Source organism: Streptomyces sp. NPDC057950 (genome assembly GCF_042887295.1).
Lineage (GTDB): Bacteria > Actinomycetota > Actinomycetes > Streptomycetales > Streptomycetaceae > Streptomyces > Streptomyces kaempferi.
This window is the reverse complement of the sequence record NZ_JBHVPP010000007.1, coordinates 1-21,271: the sequence shown is the minus strand read 5'-3', so window position 1 is coordinate 21,271 and position 21,271 is coordinate 1. Positions and strand designations below refer to the sequence as shown.

The following is a 21,271-nucleotide window of genomic DNA, read 5'->3' as shown; positions in this document are numbered from 1 at the left end:
ACGGTACGTGGTTGGATGCGAGGAAGAGGGTGTTCGGGGGCACGGGCCAGCCCGTGGCCGCACTGTCTTCAAGGGAGTCTTCGAGCGACCGGCAGGCGGGAATCGCAAGGAACTGGCAGGCGGGAATCGTGAGGATCTTCGGCAAGGGACGACACCGGCCCTCCGCCTCATGGCGGCAGGCCACCGACCGTGCGTTCACGCTGATCGGTGACGGCCGGTACGAGGACGCGGGAGCGCTGCTGACACGCGCCGCGGACCTGGAGCCGTGGCTGTCCGAGTCCTGGTTCAACCTGGCTCTGCTGCACAAGTTCCGGCACGACTGGGAGCAGGCCAGAGCGGCCGGTCTGCGGGCCGTCGCACTCCTGGACCGGGAGGCGGGCGCCCCCGACTGGTGGAACGTCGGCATCGCCGCCACCGCCCTGCAGGACTGGCCGCTGGCCCGCCGTGCCTGGCAGGCGTACGGGCTGCGGGTGCCAGGCGGAGCCGCCGTCTCCGGGGAGCCGGCGGGCATGGATCTCGGCAGCGCGGCGGTACGGCTGTCGCCGGAGGGCGAGGCCGAGGTCGTGTGGGGCCGCAGGCTCGATCCGGCCCGGATCGAGGTGCTGTCCATTCCGCTGCCGTCCTCCGGTCGGCGCTGGGGCGAGGTCGTCCTGCACGACGGAGTGCCGCACGGCGAGCGGACCACCGTCGTCGGGCACTCCTACCCCGTCTTCGACGAGATCGAGCTGTGGGCTCCGTCGCCGGTGCCGACCTGGGTCGTCCTGCTGGAGGCGGCCACCGAGGACGACCGGGACGCCCTGGAGCGGCTCGCGGCCGACGCCGGGTTCGCCGCCGAGGACTGGTCGTCCTCCGTACGGCTGCTGTGCCGGATGTGCTCCGAGTCCCGGATGCCGTCCGACGAGGGCGACGGCGAGCATCTCGACCCGCACGACCACAGTGAGCCCGGTCACCCGGGCCCGCTCGGCCACCGCACCGACGGGCAGCTGTGGGTGCCCGAGCGGGAGTGCGGGCTCGCGGCACCGGCCACGCTGGTGCGCGGACTGCTCGACGGCTGGGTCGCCGACAGCCCCGACTCCCGGGACTGGCGGGACCTCGAAGAGGTCTGCTAGGGCGTGTTGAGAGAGTCCCGTCGTCCGCCCGGAGGGCGGGCCTGCCAGGCGTCGCGACGCAGGCCGGACTTTCGCAACACGCCCCAGGGCGTGTTCCGCCGGGCACGGACGCCTGCCGAGGTGCCCGCCCGGCCCCGTAGGCTGTATGCCGCAGCACTCTCATGGATTCCAGGAAGGCGTACGTCGGTCATGGCGCAGCAGGACACCGAACAGCAGCACGCGGGCGTGCTCCCCGTGGACGACGAGGGTTTCGTCATCGACACCGAGGACTGCGAGGAGCGTGAGGCGGCCTACCGCGAGCCCGGCACCTCGCGGCCGATCACGGTCGTCGGCAACCCGGTGCTCCACAAGGAGTGCGCGGACGTCACGGAGTTCGACGACGAGCTCGGCCGGCTGGTCGCCGACATGTTCGCCAGCCAGCGCACCGCCGAGGGCGTGGGCCTGGCCGCCAACCAGATCGGCGTCGACCTGAAGGTCTTCGTGTACGACTGCCAGGACGACGAGGGCACGCGGCACGTCGGGGTCGTCTGCAACCCCGTCCTCGTCGATCTGCCCGCCGACCGGCGCCAGTTGGACGAGAGCAACGAGGGCTGCCTGTCGGTGCCGACCGCCTACGCGCCGCTGGCCCGCCCGGACTACGCCGAGGTCACCGGGCAGGACGAGAAGGGCAACCCGGTCAAGGTGCGGGGCACCGGCTACTTCGCGCGCTGCCTCCAGCACGAGACCGACCACCTGTACGGCTACCTCTACATCGACCGGCTCTCCAAGCGTGAACGCAAGGACGCGCTGCGGCAGATGTCCGAGAACGAGCCGCGCTACCCGGTCGTCGCGAACGACTGAGGCGCGGCCGTGAACGGCTGAGACAGAAAACGACAGACGGGGCCCGCGATCTTCCGTGGGTTCCGCGCGAACGGCGCCTGGTCGGGGAGCTCCCTGACCAGGCGCCGTTCGTATGTGCGTCGCACGTCCGATCCCCTGCGCTCCCCTAATGATCCATATCCAGTCACACGAAGGGGGATTCTCGGCACTCTCCGGTAGTGAGTGGAGCAAATCCATTCCCAGAACAGTCAGTTGTGGTGCTGAATGGGAAGTGCGGGGATACGCAACGGCGCACGCCCGGCACGGCGAGAGGGGCGTAGCGCAACTGGCGGCTGAGAGGGGTCTGTTCGTGCATGCTTTCTCACACGGCACTTCATCGACACCGACCGCGATCGAGGTTCCACCGGCGCTCTCACTCCCGGTGATCGAGGCCGAGTTTCCCCGTCAACTGCACCCGTATTGGCCCAGGCTCCAGGAGAACACACGTTCGTGGCTCCGGGAAAAACGGCTCATGCCCGCCGACAAGGTCCAGGAATATGCCGACGGCCTTTGCTATACGGACTTGATGGCGGGCTACTACATTGGCGCGCCCGACGAGGTCATGCAGGCGATAGCGGACTACAGCGCGTGGTTCTTCGTCTGGGACGACCGGCACGACCGGGACGTGGTCCACGGCAGGCCGGCGGCCTGGCGGAGGCTCAGGTTCCAGCTCCATGAGGCGCTCGACTCCCCCCGGGAACACCTGTATCACCCGGATCCCCTGGTCGCGGGGTTCGCGGACAGCGTGGTGCGGCTGTACTCGTTCCTGGGCGAGAAGTGGAACGCGCGCTTCGCACGGCACTTCCACGCGGTGATCGAGGCATACGACCGGGAATTCCGGAACCGTACCTCCAAGACAGTTCCCACGGTCGAGGAATATCTCCAACTCCGGCGGCTCACCTTCGCCCACTGGATCTGGACCGATCTCCTGGAGACGAGTGCGGGATATGAACTGCCCGCCGTCGTGCGGAACAGTTCCGTATATCGGCGGGCGGCTCTGCTGAGTCAGGAATTCGCCGCCTGGTACAACGATCTCTGTTCGCTCCCGAAGGAAATAGCGGGCGACGAGGTGCACAATCTCGGAATCAGTCTCATTCATCACGAGGGACTGACTCTCGAGGGCGCCGTCACGGACATGCGGCAGCGCGTCGAGGAATGCGTCACCGAATTCCTCGAGGCGGAAGATGAACTCGACGAGTTCGCCGACGCGCTCGCGGACGGCTCCGTGCACGGAAAGGAACTGAGCGACGCGGTGAAGTCCTGCCTCGGCAACATGCGGAACTGGTTCAGCTCCGTGTACTGGTTCCACCACGAGTCCGGCCGGTACACCGTCGACAGCTGGGACGACCGCTCCACACCCCCGTACGTCAACAACGAAGCGGCAGGTGAGTCATGACCGTCGAGTCCGTAAGGCCCGCACATCCCGAGGCGCCGGAGCTGCCCGCCCCGCCCCTCGCCGGAGGCGGTGTCCCCGTCCTCGGCCACGGCTGGCAACTGGTCCGCGACCCGTTGGGCCTCTTCTCCCGGCTGCGGGAGCACGGCGAGGTCGTCCGGCTCAGGCTCGGCCCCAAGACGGTGTACGCGCTCACCTCGCCCGCCCTCACCGGAGCGATGGCGCTGAGCCCCGACTTCAAGATCGACGGACCGCTCTGGGAGTCCCTGGAGGGCCTGCTCGGCAAGGAGGGTGTCGCGACCGCCAACGGGCCCCGGCACCGCCGGCAGCGGCGCACCATACAGCCGGCGTTCCGGCTCGACGTCATCCCCGAGTACGGCCCGGTCATGGAGGAGGAGGCACGGGCCCTCGCGGAGCGCATGGGGTCGGGGCGGCCCGTCGACTGCACCGCGGAGTCGTTCCGGGTCGCCGTGCGCATCGCGGCCCGCTGCCTGCTGCGCGGGGAGTACATGGACGAGCGCGCCGAGCGCCTCAGCATCGCGCTCGCCACCGTCTTCCGCGGCATGTACCGGCGCATGGTGATCCCGGCCGGCCCGCTCTATCGGCTACCGCTTCCGGCCAACCGCAAATTCGACCGCGCATTGGCCGATTTGCATGTCCTGGTCGACGAGATCATCGCCGAACGCCGCGCATCTGGTCAAAAGCCGGACGATTTGCTGACGGCCTTGCTGGAAGCGAAGAACGAGAACGGTGAGCCGATAGGGGAACAGGAGATCCACGACCAAGTCGTGGCGATACTCACCCCCGGCAGCGAAACCGTCGCATCCACGATCATGTGGCTGCTGCAAGTCCTCGTGGAACACCCGGAACACGCCGCCCGGGTGGCAGAGGAGGTCGAATCCGTCGCCGGGGACCGGCCCGTCGCATTCGACGACGTCCGGAGGCTGTCGCACACGAACAATGTCGTCGTGGAGGCGATGCGGCTGCGCCCCGCGGTATGGATTCTGACGCGGCGCGCGATGACCGAAACGGAGCTCGGCGGCTATCGGATTCCGGCCGGTGCCGACATCGTCTACAGCCCGTACGCGATCCAGCGTGATCCGCGGTCGTACGACGGGCATCTGGATTTCGACCCCGACCGCTGGCTTCCGGAACGCGCGAAGGACGTGCCGAAGTACGCCATGAGCCCCTTCAGCGTGGGCAACCGGAAGTGCCCGAGCGACCACTTCTCGATGGCGCAGCTCAGCCTGATCACGGCGACGGTGGCCTCCCGCTGGCGCCTGGAGAAGGTGTCGGAGTCGGACGACGCGACCCGTGTCGGCATCACGCTGCGGCCGCACCGGCTGCTGCTGAGGACCGTGCCGCGCTGACCGTGTGTGACGGTCCGCGTCCGTGCCGGTGCGTGGTCAGGCGGCCCGCGGGCCCCTGAACGTGCGCCGGTACGCCTGCGGGGTCGTCCCCAGACTCCGCACGAACTGGTGGCGCAGCGCGGCGGCGGTGCCGAACCCGGTGCGGCCCGCGATCGCGTCCATCGTCTCGTCCGTCGCTTCCAGCAACTCCTGCGCCAGCAGCACCCGCTGGCGCAGGATCCAGCGGTACGGCGTGGTGCCGGTCTCCTGCTGGAAGCGGCGCGCGAAGGTGCGCGGGGACATATGGGCGCGGGCCGCGAGCTGTTCGACGGTCACGTCCTCGTCGAGGTGGCGCTCCATCCACACCAGCACCTCGCCGACCGTGTCACAGGTGGAGCGGGGCAGCGGGCGTTCGATGTACTGGGCCTGGCCGCCGTCCCGGTGCGGGGGCACCACCATGCGGCGGGCGATGGCGTTGGCGACCTCCGGGCCCTGTTCCTTGCGCACGATGTGGAGACAGGCGTCGATGCCCGCGGCGGTGCCGGCCGAGGTGATCACCGGGTCCTCGTCCACGTACAGCACGTCCGGCTCGACGGTCGTGCGGGGGTACTGCCGGGCGAGTTCGTCCGCGTGGTGCCAGTGCACGGCGCAGCGTCGCCCGTCCAGCAGTCCGGCCGCGCCGAGCACGAAGACGCCGGAGCAGACGCTGAGCACCCGGGCGCCGCGGTCGACCGCGCGGCGCAGCGCGGCGAGCAGTTCGGGCGGGTAGGAGCGGGAGGCGTAGGCGTTCCCGGCCGGCAGGGCGATCAGGTCGGCCGTCTCCAGCCGCTCCAGACCGTGCTCCGTGTGGAGCGAGAATCCCGCGTGCGTGCTCAGCGTCGGGCCCTCGGCGGAGGCCACCGCGAAGTCGTACACGGGCAGCCCGTCGTCGCTGCGGTCGATCCCGAACACCTCGCAGACCACGCCGAGTTCGAAGGGATGCACTCCGTCGAGCAGCACGGCGGCCACGTTCTTCAGCATGTCGTCCAGTGTGCCTCGGAGTTGGCAGGAATTCGAGGGTGTACGGCAGCGCTGCCACTGACGGTAAGGAGCGATCGGCGCGACAGTACTGTCCATGAACACATTCATGGACAACCTCGCCGGAATCCTTCTCGTCCTCGCCGTCCTCGCCGTGGTGGCGCTGCCGTCACTCATCGGGCTCGCGCACGAGCGCCGCGTGGACCGTCAGATCAGGGCTTCGTCACTCGCACGGTGACCGTCCACTCCTGGAGGCCCTTGCACGACATCCGGTGGGGCTCGGTGGCGCACAGCGGGCGGGACGAGGTGAGGCGGACGGTCCCCGCCGAGACCGCCCGGAAGGCGGCCGAGGCATCGCCCGCCTGGAGGACGATCCCGCTGTTGGTGGCCTCCAGGCCGCTGCCGTCGGCCTTGACGGGCGTCCAGGGCCGGGCGGCGGTGCCGTCCAGGGAGAGACGGAGCTCCCCGCCCGTGGCGAGGCAGTACGTACGGCCGGCGTCCGCGGCGTCGAGCTCCGCGGGCGCCGTGCCACAGCCCTGGGGGTGCTTCGTGGGGGACGGCGACACGGTGCCGCCGCCTCCCGCGTCGCCGCCGCCCTGTGTGCCGCAGCCCGCGAGCAGCAGCGTCAGGGCGGCGAGGGCCGCGAGGGTGTGGACCGGGTGAGGGTTCATAGGGCGCATGGGGGTGACCTCCTTGCCGCTTGGACGTGTCACCCGCGTATCAGGATCCCCACCGGACGGGCGGGACCCCGGCCGCGACGGCGGCCGGGGTCCCGCGATGCTCAGCTGGTCGTGACGGCGGTGTCGTCGAGGACGAAGCTGGTCTGGAGCGAGGAGTCCTCCACGCCGCTGAACTTCAGGGTGACGGTGGAGCCGGCGAACGAGGACAGGTCGAAGGTCTTCTGGGCGTACCCGGTGGCCTTGTTGAGGTTGGAGTAGGTGGCCAGGGTGGTCGATCCGGCGGTGACCGTCAGCTTGTCGTAGGCGCTGCCGGTGGTGGTCTCCGCGGTGTCGATGTGCAGGTAGAAGGTGAAGCTGGCCTTGCAGCCGGCGGGGATCGTCACCGACTGGGAGAGCGTGTCGGTGTGGGTGGAGCCGTAGCCGTCGAGCCATGCCTTGTAGGAGCCGCCGTGCGCCGCCTCACCGGTGTCGGTCGTGATGACGCCGCTCGACGCGGTCCACGAGGCGCTGCCGGACTCGAAGCCCGGGTTGCCGAGCAGCTGCGCCGAGGTGCAGGTGCCACCGCCGGAGGTGCTCACGGTCCAGGTGAACGAGGCCGAGCCGGAGGCGCCCGTGCCGTCCTTCGCCGTGACGGTGACCCCGTAGGTGCCCGCGGTGCTCGCCGTGCCGGAGATCAGTCCGGTCGAGGCGTTGACGGACAGCCCCGTCGGCAGCCCGGTCGCGCTGTACGTGAGGGCCGCGCCCGCGCTGTCACTGGCCGCGATCTGCAGGCTCACCGAACTGCCGGTCGCGGTGGACCTGTCGCCCGGGTTGGTGACGGTCACGGTGTTGCCCGTGCTGGTGCCCGAGGTGAAGGCCGCCGTGCCGTTGGGGGTGCCCCAGCCGGTCGGTCCGTCGTAGCCGGCGGTCGCGGTGCAGAAGTAGGAGGGGGAGCACGAGCCGTTGTTGCCGCTGGTCACGTCGTACAGGTTCGAGGTGTGGGAGTAGGGGTACTTCGCCGGGTAGTCGCCGCTGCCCGGGGTGCCGGCCAGTGCGTACACGCCCGCGATGATCGGCGCCGAGGCGCTCGTACCGCCGTAGACCGCCCAGCCGGAGCCGCCGTAGGTGTCGTAGACGGCCACGCCGGTGGCGGGGTCGGCGACCGCGGAGACGTCGGCCTCCATGCGCTTGGCGCAGCCGGTGTCGGTCTGCCAGGACGGTTTGGGGTCGTAGGCGGAGCAGCCGGAGCCGGTGCCCTCGGTGCTGCTGGTCTTCCACACGGACTCGGTCCAGCCGCGGGTGCCGGAGGACGTGGACAGCGCGGTGCCGCCGACGGCGGTCACGTACTGGGAGGTGGCCGGGTACTCGGCGCCGTAGGCCTCGTCACCGGAGGAGACGGTGATGGCGACGCCCGGGTGCTTGAAGTACGAGGTGTCCTCGCCGGTCTGGGAGGACGACTCGGCGCCGCCCCAGCTGTTGGAGACGAACTTCGCGCCCAGCGTGACGGCCTCGTTCTCGGCGGTGCCGAGGTTGGCGTCGGTGGGTGAAGTGGCTTCCACGAGAACGATGTTGCAGTTCGGGCAGACCGCGCTGACCATGTCGATGTCGAGCGCTTCCTCGCCCGCCCAGCCGCTGTCGTTCGTCGGCAGCGAGGTGGTCGAGCCGGTCTGGCTGACCTGCTTGAAGCAGCCGTTGGCCTTGGTGCAGGCCGACAGGCCGAACTGCGAGCGGTAGGTGGCGAGGTCCGATTCGGCGTTGGGGTCGTTGTAGGCGTCGACCACGGCGACCGTCAGGCCCGAACCGCCGGTCGAGGGGAGGTTGTAGGCGCTGTGCAGGTTGGCCGGGCTGAGGCCGGACACCGCGGCGGCGTCGGAGGAGACCGCCGCGGCCAGCTTCTGCTTGATGTCGGTGCGGCGCTGGGCGAAGCAGGCCGCGTGACCGGGCGTCGGGGAGCCGCACAGACGGGTGGTCGGCACCTTCTGGCCGGCCCTGCCCGTCGCGTGGACGGCCTGGGCGGCCGGGGCGGTCAGGGCCTTCGCGTTCTGGGTCACGCGAGAGGTGTGTCCGGTGGCGGGCGCGGTCTGGGCGCCGGCGGCCGGGGCCGCCATGAGGCCGGCGACGGTGAGGGCGAGGGCGGGGGCGGCGGCGGTCAGGAGTCTTCGCAACCGCCGGGCGGGCCTGCTGGAGCGTGTCTCACTCATGGGAGTGCTGCCTCCATCGGTTTGAGGCCGGTGCCGCGCGGGCCCGGGCGGGGCCGTACGCGGTTCCACAGCCGGAAGTGGGGTTCTCGGCGCTGCACTGAGGTGCGGGCCCGTGACGCGCGTAGCGTGGTGAACGCGGAGCTTTGTCGTGGGCATGACACATTGATCGTCCTGGGATGCCACGATGCGTGGCAGGGCGGGACGGCCAGAACGTAACCGGGACGGACGGCACACGAACAGTCACGCCCGAAGAACTTTGCCGCTCCATAGGCGGGGATTGGAAAGGGGATTGGCGTGGCTGGGGGTGCGCGTGACGAAGCCGGGCCGCGTGCGCGACCCGGCCTCGTCACCCGCAGACCCGTTCCGGAGCGGTCAGAACTCCTCGTCGAAGCCGACCGAGCCCTCCACGGCGACCTGGTACGCCGAGGGGCGGCGCTCGAAGAAGTTGGTCAGTTCCTGGACGCCCTGGAGCTCCATGAACGAGAAGGGGTTCTCGGAGCCGTAGACCGGGGCGAAGCCGAGACGCTGCAGCCGTTGGTCGGCGACGCACTCCAGGTACTGGCGCATCGACTCGGTGTTCATGCCCGGCAGGCCTTCACCGCACAGATCGCGCCCGAACTGCAGCTCGGCCTCCACGGCCTCCCGCAACATGTCGGTGACCTGCTGCTGGAGCTGGTCGTCGAAGAGCTCGGGCTCCTCCTTGCGGACGGTGTCGACCACCTCGAAGGCGAAGGACATGTGCATCGTCTCGTCGCGGAACACCCAGTTGGTGCCCGTCGCCAGACCGTGCAGCAGACCCCGGCTGCGGAACCAGTAGACGTAGGCGAATGCTCCGTAGAAGAAGAGGCCCTCGATGCACGCGGCGAAGCAGATGAGGTTCAGCAGGAAGCGGCGCCGGTCGGCCTTGGTCTCCAGGCGGTCCAGCTTCTCCACCGAGTCCATCCACTTGAAGCAGAACTCGGCCTTCTCCCGGATGGAGGGGATGTTCTCGACGGCCGCGAAGGCCGCCGTCCTGTCCTCCGGATCGGGCAGATAGGTGTCCAGCAGGGTCAGATAGAACTGGACGTGCACGGCCTCCTCGAACAGCTGGCGCGAGAGATACAGGCGCGCCTCGGGGGAGTTGATGTGCTTGTACAGCGTCAGGACGAGGTTGTTCGCCACGATCGAGTCGCCCGTCGCGAAGAACGCGACCAGTCGGCCGATCATGTGCTGCTCGCCCTGTGACAGCTTCGCCAGGTCGGCGACGTCCGAGTGGAGGTCGACCTCCTCGACCGTCCAGGTGTTCTTGATGGCGTCCCGGTAGCGCTCGTAGAAGTCCGGGTAGCGCATGGGACGCAGGGTGAGTTCGAAGCCCGGGTCGAGCAGGTTCTTCTCGGTGGAGCTCATTACTGACAGGCCTCGCAGGACTCGGGGTTCTCCAGGGAGCAGGCGACGGCGTCGGGGTCGGGGTCGGCGACCTGCTGGAGGGGGATGGACTTCTCGGGCTGGGCCTGCGCCCGGGCGGCACGGGCGATGCGGGTCGCCGGGCGCGAGCGCAGGTAGTACGTCGTCTTCAGGCCCGACTTCCAGGCGTACGCGTACATCGAGGAGAGCTTGCCGATGGTCGGCGTCTCCAGGAAGAGGTTCAGCGACTGGGCCTGGTCCAGGAACGGGGTACGGGCCGCGGCCATGTCGATGAGGCCGCGCTGCGGGATCTCCCACGCCGTGCGGTACAGGTCGCGGACGTCCTGCGGCACCCAGGTGAAGCCCTGCACCGAGCCGTTCGCCTCGCGCAGCGCCTCCCGGGTCTGCGCGTCCCACACCCCGAGCTTCTTCAGCTCGGCCACCAGGTAGGAGTTGACCTGGAGGAACTCACCGGACAGCGTCTCGCGCTTGAAGAGGTTCGAGACCTGCGGCTCGATGCACTCGTACACGCCCGCGATGGACGCGATCGTCGCGGTGGGCGCGATGGCGAGCAGCAGCGAGTTGCGCATGCCGACCGCGGCGATGCGCTCCCGCAGCGCCGCCCAGCGCTCCGGCCAGTTCAGCTCGACGGCGAAGTGGTCGGGGTGCAGCACACCGCGGGCGGTACGGGTCTTCTCCCAGGCCGGCAGCGGGCCGTTGCGCTCGGCGAGGTCGGCGGATGCCTCGTAGGCGGCGAGCATGATGCGCTCGGCGATGCGGGTGGAGAGCGCGCGGGCGGCGGGCGAGTCGAAGGGCAGCCGCAGCTTGAAGAAGACGTCCTGGAGGCCCATCGCGCCGAGGCCGACGGGGCGCCACTTGGCGTTCGACCGGCCCGCCTGCTCGGTCGGGTAGAAGTTGATGTCGACGACGCGGTCGAGGAAGGTGACGGCGGTGCGGACCGTCTCGTCCAGGCGCTCCCAGTCGAGATCGCCGGTCGTCGTGTCGACGAACGCGCCGAGGTTGACCGAGCCGAGGTTGCAGACGGCCGTCTCCCCGTCGTCCGTGACCTCCAGGATCTCGGTGCACAGGTTCGAGGAGTGCACGGTGTGGCCCGGCTCCGCCGTCTGGTTGGCCGTGCGGTTGGCGGCGTCCTTGAAGGTCATCCAGCCGTTGCCGGTCTGCGCCAGGGTGCGCATCATGCGGCCGTAGAGGTCGCGGGCCGGGATGGTCTTCTTCGCCAGGCCCTTCGCCTCCGCCGCGCGGTAGGCCGCGTCGAACTCGGCGCCCCACAGGTCGACCAGTCCGGGCACGTCGGAGGGGGAGAAGAGGGACCACTGCGCGTCGGCGTCGACCCGGCGCATGAACTCGTCCGGGATCCAGTGCGCGAGGTTCAGGTTGTGCGTACGGCGGGCGTCCTCGCCGGTGTTGTCACGCAGCTCCAGGAACTCCTCGATGTCGGAGTGCCAGGTCTCCAGGTAGACCGCGGCGGCGCCCTTGCGCCGGCCGCCCTGGTTCACCGCGGCGACCGAGGCGTCGAGGGTCTTCAGGAAGGGGACGATGCCGTTGGAGTGGCCGTTCGTGCCGCGGATCAGTGAACCGCGGGAGCGGATACGGGAGTAGGACAGCCCGATACCGCCCGCGTGCTTCGACAGGCGCGCGACCTGGTGGTAGCGGTCGTAGATGGAGTCCAGCTCGTCCAGCGGGGAGTCGAGGAGGTAGCAGGACGACATCTGCGGGTGCCGCGTACCGGAGTTGAAGAGCGTGGGGGAGGACGGGAGGTAGTCCAGCCGGCTCATCAGGCCGTAGAGCGCGGCCACTTCGTCGACGGACCGGGCCGTGTCGTCCTCCGCGAGGCCGGACGCCACCCGGAGCATGAAGTGCTGGGGGGTCTCGACGACCTTTCGGGTGATCGGGTGCCGGAGCAGGTAGCGGCTGTGCAGGGTGCGCAGGCCGAAGTAGCCGAAACGGTCGTCGCCCGCGGTGTCGATCAGGGCGTCCAGGCGGGCCGCGTGCAGGTCGACGAAGTCCGCCGTGCGGTCGGCGATCAGACCCTCGCGCCGGCCCGTGGTGATGGACTCGGAGAACGTCGTGACGCCCTGCGAGGCGGCCTCCTCCGCGATGCCGACGGTCAGCAGCCTGGCGGCCAGCCGCGAGTACACGGGGTCCTCGGAGATGAGGCCGGCGGCCGCCTCGGTGGCCAGCTCGCGCAGCTCCGCGTCGTCCGCGTGCGTGGACCGGCCGCGCAACGCGGCGGCGGCGACCCGGCCGGGGTCGGCGCCGGGGAGGTCGGCGGTGAAGTCGGTCAGGGTACGCAGCAGCGTGGTACCAGGACCGTCCGTCTCCACCGGGGCCCGCTGCGCGGACTCCGCTTCCACCGGGGCCTGCTGGGCGGAAACTGAAACCGGGTCGGCTGGCGCGATGGTCACTTGGGGCTCTCCCTCGCTCGGCACGGGGCCTGGCGGAGGGCAGCGGGACACGCGACTCGGTGACGGGTACGCGTGCGTCCACCGGCCCATTCCACGAGGCCCGGACGTCGTCGGCGCCCGGGCCGGCTGGCCGGGGCACGCTGTCGGCAGGTCCTCGGACTGAAGCCCGTACGCGAATGCGCACAAGTACACCGTTGCGGGACAGTTCCGGATTCGCACCGGATTCCCCTGCGACGACAGCGAGCATGAGCATACATCTAGTGCCGGGCCGAGGAAGCACCCCCACATGTTGTGCCGTGTCGGCTTCGGAGGGCGCTACGGAGTGTGCCTGAAGGTCAACTCGTAGGTGAGGAGGAAGACGTCGTCGAGGTGCGGAACCGGGTTCGAGGCGTGCTCCGGGGCGCGGGTGAAGCCGAGGCGTGGGTAGAGGCGCTGGGCGCCGCGCGTGGTGCGCCGGGTGGACAGCACCACGCGCACAGCCCCCGGTGGCCCGCGCGCGGTCGGCACCGGGGTGCTCCTCCGGCCGTGCCGGCCTGATGACGGTGTCCGTGCCGGGCGTGCGCGCCGGACGCACGGCGACGGGCCGCCGGATCTCTCTCCGGCGGCCCGCTCCGCGGTACCGCTGTCCCGGGCCGCGCCCGGCGGTTCCCGCCCGGTGGGAGCGGGCGGGACTTTCGCGACGCGCCCTAGTGGCCCGCCTCCGCGGTGGCGGGGGGCAGCTCGGCCTGGACTCCCGGGTCGCCGGCGTCCGCCGTGTAGTCCTCCGGTGTCGTCTCGTCCACGCCGTCGGGTGCCTTGAACGCCCGCAGGGCGAAGGTGAGGACGACGGAGACCACCACGTTCATGACGAACGCCGTCAGACCGATGTAGCCGATCTCCCCGATCCCCGGGATCTCCTTCGAGCTGCCGCCGAAGTGCGCTTGCGTCGGCGAGGCGACCCCGTAGGCGGCGAGCGTGCCGTAGAGCATGCCGACCGCCCAGCCGCCGAGCAGCGCCCAGCGGTGGAACCAGCGCGTGAACAGGCCGCCGACCAGGGCCGGGAAGGTCTGCAGGATCCAGATGCCGCCCAGGAGCTGGAAGTTGATGGCGACCGTCTTGTCCATCGTCAGGACGAAGACCAGCGCGCCCACCTTCACCAGGAGCGAGACCAGCTTGGAGACCTTCGTCTCTTGCTGCGGGGTCGCGTCCGGCTTGATGAAGTCCTTGTAGATGTTGCGGGTGAAGAGGTTCGCGGCCGCGATGGACATGATGGCCGCGGGGACGAGGGCTCCGATGCCGATCGCGGCGAAGGCCACACCCGCGAACCAGGCCGGGAACATGTCCTCGAAGAGCTGCGGGATGGCGAGCTGGCCGTTGGTGACCTTCACCCCGGCCGCGATCGCCATGAAGCCGAGCAGGGCGAGCAGGCCCAGCATCAGGGAGTAGAGCGGCAGGATCGTGGTGTTGCGCCGGATCACCTCACGGCTGCGGCTGGACAGCGTCGCGGTGATCGAGTGCGGGTACATGAACAGGGCGAGCGCGGAGCCGAGTGCCAGGGTGGCGTAGGTCCACTGCCCGGCCTGGGCCGGTACGATCCCGCCCGCGCCGGCCGCGGCGTACTTCTCGCTCGCCGAGTGGAAGATCTCGTCGAAGCCGCCCAGCTTGATCGGGATGTAGATGATGGCCACCGCGATCACGATGTAGATCAGCGTGTCCTTCACGAACGCGATCAGGGCGGGGGCGCGCAGGCCCGACGAGTAGGTGTACGCGGCCAGTACGCCGAAGGCGATGAGGAGCGGGAGGTCCTTGACGAACCAGTTCGTGTTCTCGCCGCCGCCGACGCCCATGACGTCCAGCACGGCCTGGATGCCCACCAGTTGGAGCGCGATGTACGGCATGGTCGCGAGGATGCCGGTGACGGCGACGGCGAGGGACAGGCCCTTGGACCCGAAGCGGCCGCGCACGAAGTCCGACGTCGTCACATAGCCGTGCTTGTGCGAGACGGACCACAGGCGGGGCAGGAACGTGAAGACCAGCGGGTAGACCAGGATCGTGTACGGCACGGCGAAGAAGCCGGCCGCGCCCGCCGCGTAGATCGCGGCCGGTACGGCGACGAAGGTGTACGCCGTGTAGAGGTCGCCGCCGAGCAGGAACCAGGTGACCCAGGTGCCGAACGACCGCCCGCCCAGGCCCCATTCGTCGAGGCTGTGCTCGTTGTCGGCCTTGCGCCAGCGCGCGGCCAGGAAGCCCATGACCGTGACGGCCACGAAGAAGATGATGAAGACGGCGAGTGCCACGCCGTTCACGCCGTCGTTCATGCGTCGGCACCGCCCTTCGTGGTGGCGCGGGCGCGCTGGTCACGCTGCCACAGCTGGTACGCGGTCACGGTGAGCACGGTCGAGAGAAGCACCCACAGCATCTGGTACCAGTAGAAGAAGGGGATGCCGATGAAGGCCGGGTCGACCTTCGCGTACGAGCCGACCCACAGCATGGCCACGAAGGGGGCGATCAGGCAGAGGGCGATCACCACGCGGAGCGGTGTCACCACCCGGACCGGTGTCACCACCGGTGGTTTCGCTTCCGGCACGTCTGACATGGGCGGCTCCGTCCCCTCGCTGGTCACCTGTGCAATGCGCAGGAAATCTAGGCGACGGTTCCGCTTTATGGAACCCCATCCCCGGCGGTGGATGTGGAGGGTTGGTGTGCGGGAGCGCGGGCGGGCCGGCCGGTGAACTCCCTTGCCGGGCCGCGCGTTGCCCCCACGGCCCGGAGCGGAGCCGGCCGCGTCGCGTACCGGACCCGCCGCGCCTCGGCCGGGACCGTGCCTCGAACGTGAACGCGAAGTGGTACCGCGGGGCCCGCGGGGGACCGTCGGTCACCCCGGCCTCGGGGACACCGGTGTCTCAGTCCTGCGGGCGCTTGAGCCTGGCCACGAACTTGTAGCGGTCGCCCCGGTACACCGAGCGCACCCACTCCACCGGTTCGCCCTGCCGGTCGATCGAGTGCCGGGACAGCATCAGCATGGGCAGACCGACGTCGGTGCCGAGCAGTCCGGCCTCGCGCGGGGTGGCCAGCGAGGTCTCGATGGTCTCCTCGGCCTCCGCGAGGTGGACGTCGTACACCTCGGCGAGCGCGGTGTAGAGCGAGGTGTACTTGACGAGCGACCGGCGCAGCGCGGGGAAGCGCTTCGCGGACAGATGGGTCGTCTCGATGGCCATCGGCTCGCCGCTGGCCAGGCGCAGCCGCTCGATGCGCAGCACCCGGCCGCCGGCCGAGATGTCGAGCAGTTCCGCGAGGGTCTCGTCGGCGGTGATGTAGCCGATGTCCAGGAGCTGCGAGGTGGGCTCCAGCCCCTGGGCGCGCATGTCCTCGGTGTACGAGGTGAGCTGGAGCGCCTGGGAGACCTTGGGCTTGGCGACGAAGGTGCCCTTGCCCTGGATGCGTTCGAGCCGGCCCTCGACGACGAGTTCCTGGAGGGCCTGGCGCACGGTCGTGCGCGAGGTGTCGAACTCGGCGGCGAGAGTGCGCTCGGGCGGCACCGGTGTGCCGGGCGGCAGAGTGTCCGTCATGTCGAGCAGGTGCTTCTTGAGGCGGTAGTACTTGGGCACGCGCGCGGTACGGATGGGGGCCCCACCCTCGTTCTCCGCACTGCTGACGTCGGTGCTCATGCTCTGCCTTCCCGGCTCCGGGTGCCGAAGCGACCGGCATCCCGCCGGTCACGGGTCACATCGTGGCACGGCTTCGTGTGCGAGTGTCTCCCGCACGCTCCGTGATCCCCTCTATATACCGTCGGCGTACCTGTTGGTCTAGTCCATCGTGCGCGCGGGGTTCCTGAACAGCCCTGCCGTTTATGCCACTTACCTACTTAAAGGTCCTTGCATATGTAGGTCCCATAACGGACGGTCGGCCGGGCTTACACACCCTTGACACCCCTCTAGGTCTAGGCCAAGCTCCCCGTACTGGTCTACACCATTGGTCCAGGTCCCAGCCCCACGGGCAGTAATCGGCAGCGATTCGGCGTGTGTCACCGCGGTGGGCAGGGGGGTTTGTGGCATCCCTGAGGAGGGTGGCGTGAAGCGGAAGCTGGCAGCTGCGATCGGTATCGCGGGCATGATGGTCTCCATCGCGGCGTGCGGGGGCAGTGACAACAAGTCCGGGGGATCGGACAAGGGCGCGGACGCCAAGGAACTGACCGTCTGGCTCACGGTGGACGCCCAGAACAACTGGCCCGAGCTGGTCAAGGCCGCGGACGCCGCGGTGAAGGCGAAGCACCCGGGCGTCAAGATCAACCACGAGTACTACGGCTGGCCGGACAAGAACACCAAGCTCGACGCCGTCCTCGCCACCGACAAGGCCCCCGACGTGGTCGAGATGGGCAACACCGAGATGCTCGGCTACATGGTCAAGGGAGCCTTCGCCCCCGTCGACGCCTCGAAGTTCGACAACTCGGCCGGGTGGCTCGACGGCCTGAAGGCATCGGTCACGTACGAGGACAAGACCTACGGCGTGCCGTACTACGCCGGCGGCCGCGTCGGCAACTGGCGCAAGGACGTGGCGGCTTCGGCCGGCATCAAGGCGACCCCGAAGACGTACCAGGAGCTCACCTCCGACCTGGACAAGATCCAGAAGAAGGAGGGGAGCAAGTTCAACGCCTGGTACCAGCCCACCCGCGACTGGTACGCCGCGATGTCCTTCGTCTACGACGCCGGCGGCTCCATCGCCACGGACGAGGGCGGCCAGTGGAAGGCCAACCTCTCCTCGCCCGAGTCGGTCAAGGGCCTCAACGAGTTCAAGAACGTCGTCGACAAGTACATGCACGGCGACAAGACCAAGGACGAGTCCGACCGCTACATCGTCTACGGCCAGGGCAAGTCCGCCATGATCTTCGGTGCCGCCTGGGAGGGCGCGACCTCCGAGGACCCGAAGAACGACAAGACCGGCAAGCTCAAGGGCAACCTCGAGAACTTCGTGATGCCCGGCCCGTCCGGCAAGAACCTGCCCGTCTTCCTCGGCGGCTCCGACCTCGCCGTCCCGGTGAAGTCCAAGGCGCAGGCCCTCGCCGGCGAGTGGATCAACGCCTTCACGGGCTCCACGGGCCAGAAGGGCCTGATGGGCAAGGGCAACCTGCCCAACAACAAGACCGACCTCGCGACCCTCAAGAACGACCCGGCGACGGTCGTCCCGGCCACCGCGGCCGAGAGCAGCTGGTTCGTGCCGATGGCGCCGGGCTGGGGCCAGGTCGAGAAGGCCCAGGTCCTGCAGACGATGCTGCAGAACATCGGCACCGGCAAGAAGTCGGTCGAGGCCGCCGCGAAGGAAGCGGACGCCGCGATCGACAAGGTCATCAACACCAAGTGACCTGAGCGCAGGGCCCCGTCGGACCCCGGGGAGTGCTTCCGGGGACGGGGCCCTGCTTCTCGTACGACCTGAGGGACCGCTGAGGAGCGCGCGATGAGTGCCGCAGACACGACCACCCCGACCAAGGCGCCACCGGCACGGCAGACATCGCCACCGACGGCCCCCCGTGCGCCGCGCAGAAGGCGGGCCCCCGGCGGAACCGCCGTCCCCTGGGCGCTGCTCGCCCCCTGTCTGCTCATCCTCGCGCTGGTCATGGGCTACCCCCTGGTCCGGCTCGTCACCCTGTCCTTCCAGAAGTTCGGCCAGTCCCAGCTCTGGGGCTTCCAGCCGGCCGAGTCGGTCGGCTTCGACAACTTCACCAAGGTGCTCGGCGACGGCGAGTTCTGGTCCGTCGTCCTGCGCACGATCGTCTTCGCCGGCGGGTCCGTCGTCTTCACGATGGTCGCCGGCATGCTGATCGCGCTGCTCCTCCAGCGCGTCTCCGGCTGGGTCAAGACGCTCGTCAACATCGTCCTGGTGGCCAGCTGGGGCATGCCGATCATCGTGGCCACCACCGTCTTCAAGTGGCTCTTCGACTCGGACTACGGCGTCTTCAACGCGCTGCTGAGCAAGCTGCCGGGCGTCGACATGGTCGGTCACAACTGGTTCGCCAGCGGACCGCAGGGCCTGGCCGTGATCATGCTGCTGGTGGTGTGGGGCGCGGTGCCCTTCGTCGTCATCACGCTCGGCGCGGGCCTGACCCAGGTGCCCAAGGAACTGGAGGAGGCGGCCCGCCTCGACGGCGCGGGCGCCTGGGGCGTCTTCCGCTACGTCACGCTCCCCATCCTCAAGCCGATCGTCGTGATGCTGACGACGCTCTCCGTCATCTGGGACATGGGTGTCTTCCCGCAGGTCTTCGTGATGCGCGGCGGCCACCCCGAGGCCGAGTTCCAGTTGCTCACCACCTACTCCTACGACCGCGCCTTCGTGGTCAACGACTATGCCCAGGGATCGGCGATCGCCCTGCTGACCGTGCTGCTCCTGCTCGGCGTGGTCGCCGTCTACATGCGCCAGATGCTCAAGATCGGAGAGGTCGAATGAGCGCCGTCGTCACACCGAGGCGTACGCCCTCCGGACCCCGGAAGTCCAAGCTCGGCTGGAACGTCCTCGGTCTGCTCGTCTTCGTCGTCGCGGGCTTCCCGGTCTACTGGATGCTGAACACGGCGTTCAAGCCCGCGAAGGACGCCATCGACCCGGATCCGAGCCTGTTCCCCACCGGGGTGACGCTCGACAACTTCCGCCGCGCGCTGGACATCGCGGACTTCTGGGGTCCGGTCGGCCGCAGCCTGATCGTGTCCCTGGCGGTCGTCCTGATCGGCGTCGTCGTGGGCATGCTCGCGGCGCTGGCCATCTCCCGCTTCGCCTTCCGCGGCCGCAAGATCGTGATCGTCGGCATCCTGGCCGTCCAGATGATCCCGTTGGTCGCCATGATCATCCCGGTCTTCCTGCTCCTCAACGACCTCGATCAGTACGACAAACTCTCCGGCCTGATCATCACCTATCTGACCTTCATCCTGCCCTTCACGGTGTGGACGCTGCGCGGTTTCATCGTCAACATCCCGAAGGAGCTGGAGGAGGCGGCCATGGTCGACGGCTGCTCCCGCACCGGCGCCTTCGTGCGGGTGGTCTTCCCGCTCCTCGCCCCCGGCATGGTCGCCACCTCGGTGTACGCCTTCATCCAGGCGTGGAACGAGTACCTCTACGCCCTGATGCTGATGAGCCAGAAGAACCAGACCGCCACCGTCTGGCTCGGCAACTTCACCACCAAGCACGGCACCGAGTACGCCCCGATGATGGCCGGTGCCACCATGATGGCCGTGCCGATCGTCGTGCTCTTCCTCATCGTCCAGCGCAAGATGGCCGCGGGGCTGACCGCGGGCGCCGTGAAGGGATAACACCCCCGATGACGACACTCGCCAGCGGAACAGCCGCGTCCAACGCGGACAAGGATGACCTGACGCGCGACGCGCTGACCGTCCTGCAGCCCGGCTTCACGGGGACCACGGCCCCCGACTGGCTGCTGCGCCGGCTCGGTGAGGGCCTGGCCTCGGTCGGCCTCTTCGGCCGGAACATCGCGTCGCCCGAACAGCTCTCCGCCCTGACGGCCCAGTTGCGCGCGGAGCGCGACGACGTCCTCGTGGCCATCGACGAGGAGGGCGGCGACGTCACCCGTCTGGAGGTCCGGTCCGGCTCCTCCTATCCCGGCAACCACGCGCTGGGCGCGGTGGACGACGTGGAACTGACCAGGGAGGTGGCCTCCGCGCTCGGCCGGCGCCTGGCGGCCTGCGGGGTGAACCTCAACTGGGCCCCGTCCGCGGACGTGAACTCCAACCCCGGCAACCCGGTCATCGGCGTACGGTCCTTCGGCGCCGACACCGACCTGGTGGCCCGGCACACCGCCGCCTACGTCACCGGCCTGCAGTCCGCCGGCGTCGCGGCCTGCACCAAGCACTTCCCCGGGCACGGCGACACGGCGGTCGACTCGCACCACGCCCTGCCACGCATCGACGCCGGCCTGCCGGTCCTCCAGGCGCGCGAACTCGCCCCGTTCCGGGCCGCGATCGCCGCGGGCACCCGTGCGGTGATGAGCGCGCACATCCTGGTCCCGGCCCTGGACCCGGACCGCCCGGCCACGCTCTCGCGCCGCATCCTGACCGGTCTGCTCCGCGAGGAACTCGGCTACGAGGGACTCATCGTCACCGACGGCATGGAGATGCAGGCCATCGCCGCGACGTACGGCATCGAGCGGGGCAGCGTCCTCGCCATCGGGGCCGGCGCCGACGCGATCTGCGTGGGCGGCGGCCTCGCGGACGACGAGACGGTACGACGGCTGCGCGACGCCCTCGTCTCGGCGGTCCGCACCGGCGAACTGGCCGAGGAGCGGCTCGCGGACGCGGCGGCGCGGGTCAGGGCGCTGGCCCGGTGGACGGCCGCCGCGGCGGCGCGGGAGGCGGAGGGCGCGGGCTCCGGCCGCGGTGCGAGCGGCGGGAGTGCCGAGGGCGACGCCGCCGGGATCGGGCTGGTCGCCGCCCGTCGCGCGCTGCGGGTCACCTCCGCCGCGCCGTACACCCCGCTCACCGGCGCTCCCTACGTGGCCGCGCTCACGCCGGTCGCGAACATCGCCGTCGGTGAAGAGACCCCCTGGGGTGTCGCCGCCGAACTGGCCCGGCTGGTGCCCGGCACGGAGACCCGCGGCTTCGCGGGGGACGACGCGGCCGCCGAGGTCCTGGCCGCCGCGGGCTCCCGGCGGATCGTCGCCGTCGTCCGTGACGAACACCGGCACGCCTGGATGGCGACGGCCCTCGACGTCCTGCTGGCCGCCCGCCCCGACACGATCGTCGTGGAGATGGGTGTCCCGCAGGCGCCGCCCCGGGGCGCCCCGCACATCGCGACCCACGGCGCGGCCCGGGTCTGCGGCCGGGCGGCGGCGGAGGTCATCGCGGGGGAGTAGCGGACCCCCGACCCGCGCGCACGAAGGCGCCGGGCACCCTGTCCGACAG

At 69.8% G+C, this 21,271-nt stretch carries 18 protein-coding genes and 1 riboswitch; of the genes, 9 read left to right on the top strand and 9 right to left on the bottom strand.

The window, feature by feature from the left end:
* The first annotated feature begins 128 nt into the window (after positions 1 to 128).
* The 4 genes from ACFVTC_RS13960 to ACFVTC_RS13945 all read left to right on the top strand — a co-directional run bounded on the left by ACFVTC_RS13960 (position 129) and on the right by ACFVTC_RS13945 (position 4,730).
* Positions 129 to 1,109 (top strand): tetratricopeptide repeat protein, encoded by a 981-nt coding sequence (locus tag ACFVTC_RS13960; protein WP_390126818.1) that lies wholly within the window; start codon positions 129 to 131, stop codon positions 1,107 to 1,109.
* 189 nt (positions 1,110 to 1,298) lie between these two features.
* Positions 1,299 to 1,949, top strand: coding sequence for a peptide deformylase (gene def, locus ACFVTC_RS13955; protein ID WP_390126817.1), 651 nt, complete (start codon positions 1,299 to 1,301; stop codon positions 1,947 to 1,949).
* A gap of 328 nt (positions 1,950 to 2,277) precedes the next feature.
* Positions 2,278 to 3,363, top strand: coding sequence for an epi-isozizaene synthase (cyc1, locus tag ACFVTC_RS13950; protein WP_390127052.1), 1,086 nt, complete (start codon positions 2,278 to 2,280; stop codon positions 3,361 to 3,363).
* Positions 3,360 to 4,730, top strand: a complete 1,371-nt coding sequence (locus ACFVTC_RS13945; RefSeq protein WP_390126816.1) for a cytochrome P450 — start codon at positions 3,360 to 3,362, stop codon at positions 4,728 to 4,730. The genes cyc1 and ACFVTC_RS13945 overlap by 4 nt, the downstream gene beginning before the upstream one ends.
* A 36-nt stretch (positions 4,731 to 4,766) precedes the next feature.
* On the opposite strand, the gene ACFVTC_RS13940 is transcribed toward ACFVTC_RS13945, so the two are convergent.
* On the bottom strand, positions 4,767 to 5,729 hold the full coding sequence (locus ACFVTC_RS13940) for a GlxA family transcriptional regulator (protein WP_390126815.1): 963 nt from the start codon (positions 5,727 to 5,729) through the stop codon (positions 4,767 to 4,769).
* A gap of 94 nt (positions 5,730 to 5,823) precedes the next feature.
* Here ACFVTC_RS13940 and ACFVTC_RS13935 point away from each other — a divergent pair, with 94 nt between their 5' ends.
* Entirely contained in the window at positions 5,824 to 5,964 is a 141-nt protein-coding gene (locus ACFVTC_RS13935; protein ID WP_390126814.1) for a hypothetical protein, read from the top strand.
* Here the strand turns inward: ACFVTC_RS13935 and ACFVTC_RS13930 are convergent.
* The 8 genes from ACFVTC_RS13930 to ACFVTC_RS13895 form a co-directional block, all read right to left on the bottom strand.
* Positions 5,939 to 6,397 (bottom strand): hypothetical protein, encoded by a 459-nt coding sequence (locus tag ACFVTC_RS13930; protein WP_390127051.1) that lies wholly within the window; start codon positions 6,395 to 6,397, stop codon positions 5,939 to 5,941. The two genes, ACFVTC_RS13935 and ACFVTC_RS13930, sit on opposite strands and share 26 nt — an antisense overlap.
* Before the next feature lie 110 nt (positions 6,398 to 6,507).
* Complete coding sequence (locus ACFVTC_RS13925) at positions 6,508 to 8,586, bottom strand: putative Ig domain-containing protein (protein WP_390126813.1); 2,079 nt, start codon at positions 8,584 to 8,586, stop codon at positions 6,508 to 6,510.
* A 372-nt stretch (positions 8,587 to 8,958) separates the two neighbouring features.
* The gene (locus ACFVTC_RS13920; protein ID WP_266701280.1) at positions 8,959 to 9,972 is read right to left on the bottom strand and encodes a ribonucleotide-diphosphate reductase subunit beta; all 1,014 of its coding nucleotides are present in this window, start codon (positions 9,970 to 9,972) and stop codon (positions 8,959 to 8,961) included.
* Entirely contained in the window at positions 9,972 to 12,395 is a 2,424-nt protein-coding gene (locus tag ACFVTC_RS13915; RefSeq protein WP_390126812.1) for a ribonucleoside-diphosphate reductase subunit alpha, read from the bottom strand. The genes ACFVTC_RS13920 and ACFVTC_RS13915 overlap by 1 nt, the downstream gene beginning before the upstream one ends.
* A 127-nt stretch (positions 12,396 to 12,522) precedes the next feature.
* Positions 12,523 to 12,683, bottom strand: a riboswitch (cobalamin riboswitch).
* Positions 12,684 to 12,710: 27 nt separating this feature from the next.
* Entirely contained in the window at positions 12,711 to 12,902 is a 192-nt protein-coding gene (locus ACFVTC_RS13910) for a hypothetical protein (RefSeq protein WP_390126811.1), read from the bottom strand.
* A gap of 179 nt (positions 12,903 to 13,081) precedes the next feature.
* Positions 13,082 to 14,692, bottom strand: a complete 1,611-nt coding sequence (mctP, locus tag ACFVTC_RS13905; protein WP_390126810.1) for a monocarboxylate uptake permease MctP — start codon at positions 14,690 to 14,692, stop codon at positions 13,082 to 13,084.
* Positions 14,689 to 14,970, bottom strand: a complete 282-nt coding sequence (locus ACFVTC_RS13900; RefSeq protein WP_390126809.1) for a DUF3311 domain-containing protein — start codon at positions 14,968 to 14,970, stop codon at positions 14,689 to 14,691. The genes mctP and ACFVTC_RS13900 overlap by 4 nt, the downstream gene beginning before the upstream one ends.
* A 307-nt stretch (positions 14,971 to 15,277) precedes the next feature.
* Positions 15,278 to 16,042, bottom strand: coding sequence for a GntR family transcriptional regulator (locus ACFVTC_RS13895; RefSeq protein ID WP_148010391.1), 765 nt, complete (start codon positions 16,040 to 16,042; stop codon positions 15,278 to 15,280).
* A gap of 403 nt (positions 16,043 to 16,445) precedes the next feature.
* On the opposite strand from ACFVTC_RS13895, the gene ACFVTC_RS13890 reads away from it, so the two are divergent.
* The 4 genes from ACFVTC_RS13890 (at position 16,446) to ACFVTC_RS13875 (ending at position 21,222) form a co-directional block, all read left to right on the top strand.
* Positions 16,446 to 17,732: an extracellular solute-binding protein gene (locus ACFVTC_RS13890; RefSeq protein ID WP_390126808.1), complete on the top strand. Its 1,287-nt coding sequence runs from the start codon at positions 16,446 to 16,448 to the stop codon at positions 17,730 to 17,732.
* A 93-nt stretch (positions 17,733 to 17,825) separates the two neighbouring features.
* The gene (locus tag ACFVTC_RS13885) at positions 17,826 to 18,812 is read left to right on the top strand and encodes a carbohydrate ABC transporter permease (RefSeq protein ID WP_390126807.1); all 987 of its coding nucleotides are present in this window, start codon (positions 17,826 to 17,828) and stop codon (positions 18,810 to 18,812) included.
* Complete coding sequence (locus tag ACFVTC_RS13880; RefSeq protein WP_390126806.1) at positions 18,809 to 19,666, top strand: carbohydrate ABC transporter permease; 858 nt, start codon at positions 18,809 to 18,811, stop codon at positions 19,664 to 19,666. The genes ACFVTC_RS13885 and ACFVTC_RS13880 overlap by 4 nt, the downstream gene beginning before the upstream one ends.
* Before the next feature lie 8 nt (positions 19,667 to 19,674).
* Entirely contained in the window at positions 19,675 to 21,222 is a 1,548-nt protein-coding gene (locus tag ACFVTC_RS13875; protein WP_390126805.1) for a glycoside hydrolase family 3 protein, read from the top strand.
* The last annotated feature ends 49 nt before the right edge of the window (positions 21,223 to 21,271 follow it).

Excerpts from the sequence above, each read along its gene's own strand:
- ACFVTC_RS13940 (WP_390126815.1), bottom strand. The coding sequence starts at position 5,729 with ATGCTGAAGAACGTGGCCGCCGTGCTGCTCGACGGAGTGCATCCCTTC.
- mctP (WP_390126810.1), bottom strand. The coding sequence starts at position 14,692 with ATGAACGACGGCGTGAACGGCGTGGCACTCGCCGTCTTCATCATCTTC.
- ACFVTC_RS13895 (WP_148010391.1), bottom strand. The coding sequence starts at position 16,042 with ATGAGCACCGACGTCAGCAGTGCGGAGAACGAGGGTGGGGCCCCCATC.
- ACFVTC_RS13935 (WP_390126814.1), top strand. The coding sequence starts at position 5,824 with ATGAACACATTCATGGACAACCTCGCCGGAATCCTTCTCGTCCTCGCC.
- ACFVTC_RS13945 (WP_390126816.1), top strand. The coding sequence starts at position 3,360 with ATGACCGTCGAGTCCGTAAGGCCCGCACATCCCGAGGCGCCGGAGCTG.
- def (WP_390126817.1), top strand. The coding sequence starts at position 1,299 with ATGGCGCAGCAGGACACCGAACAGCAGCACGCGGGCGTGCTCCCCGTG.
- ACFVTC_RS13885 (WP_390126807.1), top strand. The coding sequence starts at position 17,826 with ATGAGTGCCGCAGACACGACCACCCCGACCAAGGCGCCACCGGCACGG.
- ACFVTC_RS13930 (WP_390127051.1), bottom strand. The coding sequence starts at position 6,397 with ATGAACCCTCACCCGGTCCACACCCTCGCGGCCCTCGCCGCCCTGACG.
- ACFVTC_RS13880 (WP_390126806.1), top strand. The coding sequence starts at position 18,809 with ATGAGCGCCGTCGTCACACCGAGGCGTACGCCCTCCGGACCCCGGAAG.
- ACFVTC_RS13900 (WP_390126809.1), bottom strand. The coding sequence starts at position 14,970 with ATGTCAGACGTGCCGGAAGCGAAACCACCGGTGGTGACACCGGTCCGG.
- ACFVTC_RS13875 (WP_390126805.1), top strand. The coding sequence starts at position 19,675 with ATGACGACACTCGCCAGCGGAACAGCCGCGTCCAACGCGGACAAGGAT.
- ACFVTC_RS13920 (WP_266701280.1), bottom strand. The coding sequence starts at position 9,972 with ATGAGCTCCACCGAGAAGAACCTGCTCGACCCGGGCTTCGAACTCACC.
- ACFVTC_RS13925 (WP_390126813.1), bottom strand. The coding sequence starts at position 8,586 with ATGAGTGAGACACGCTCCAGCAGGCCCGCCCGGCGGTTGCGAAGACTC.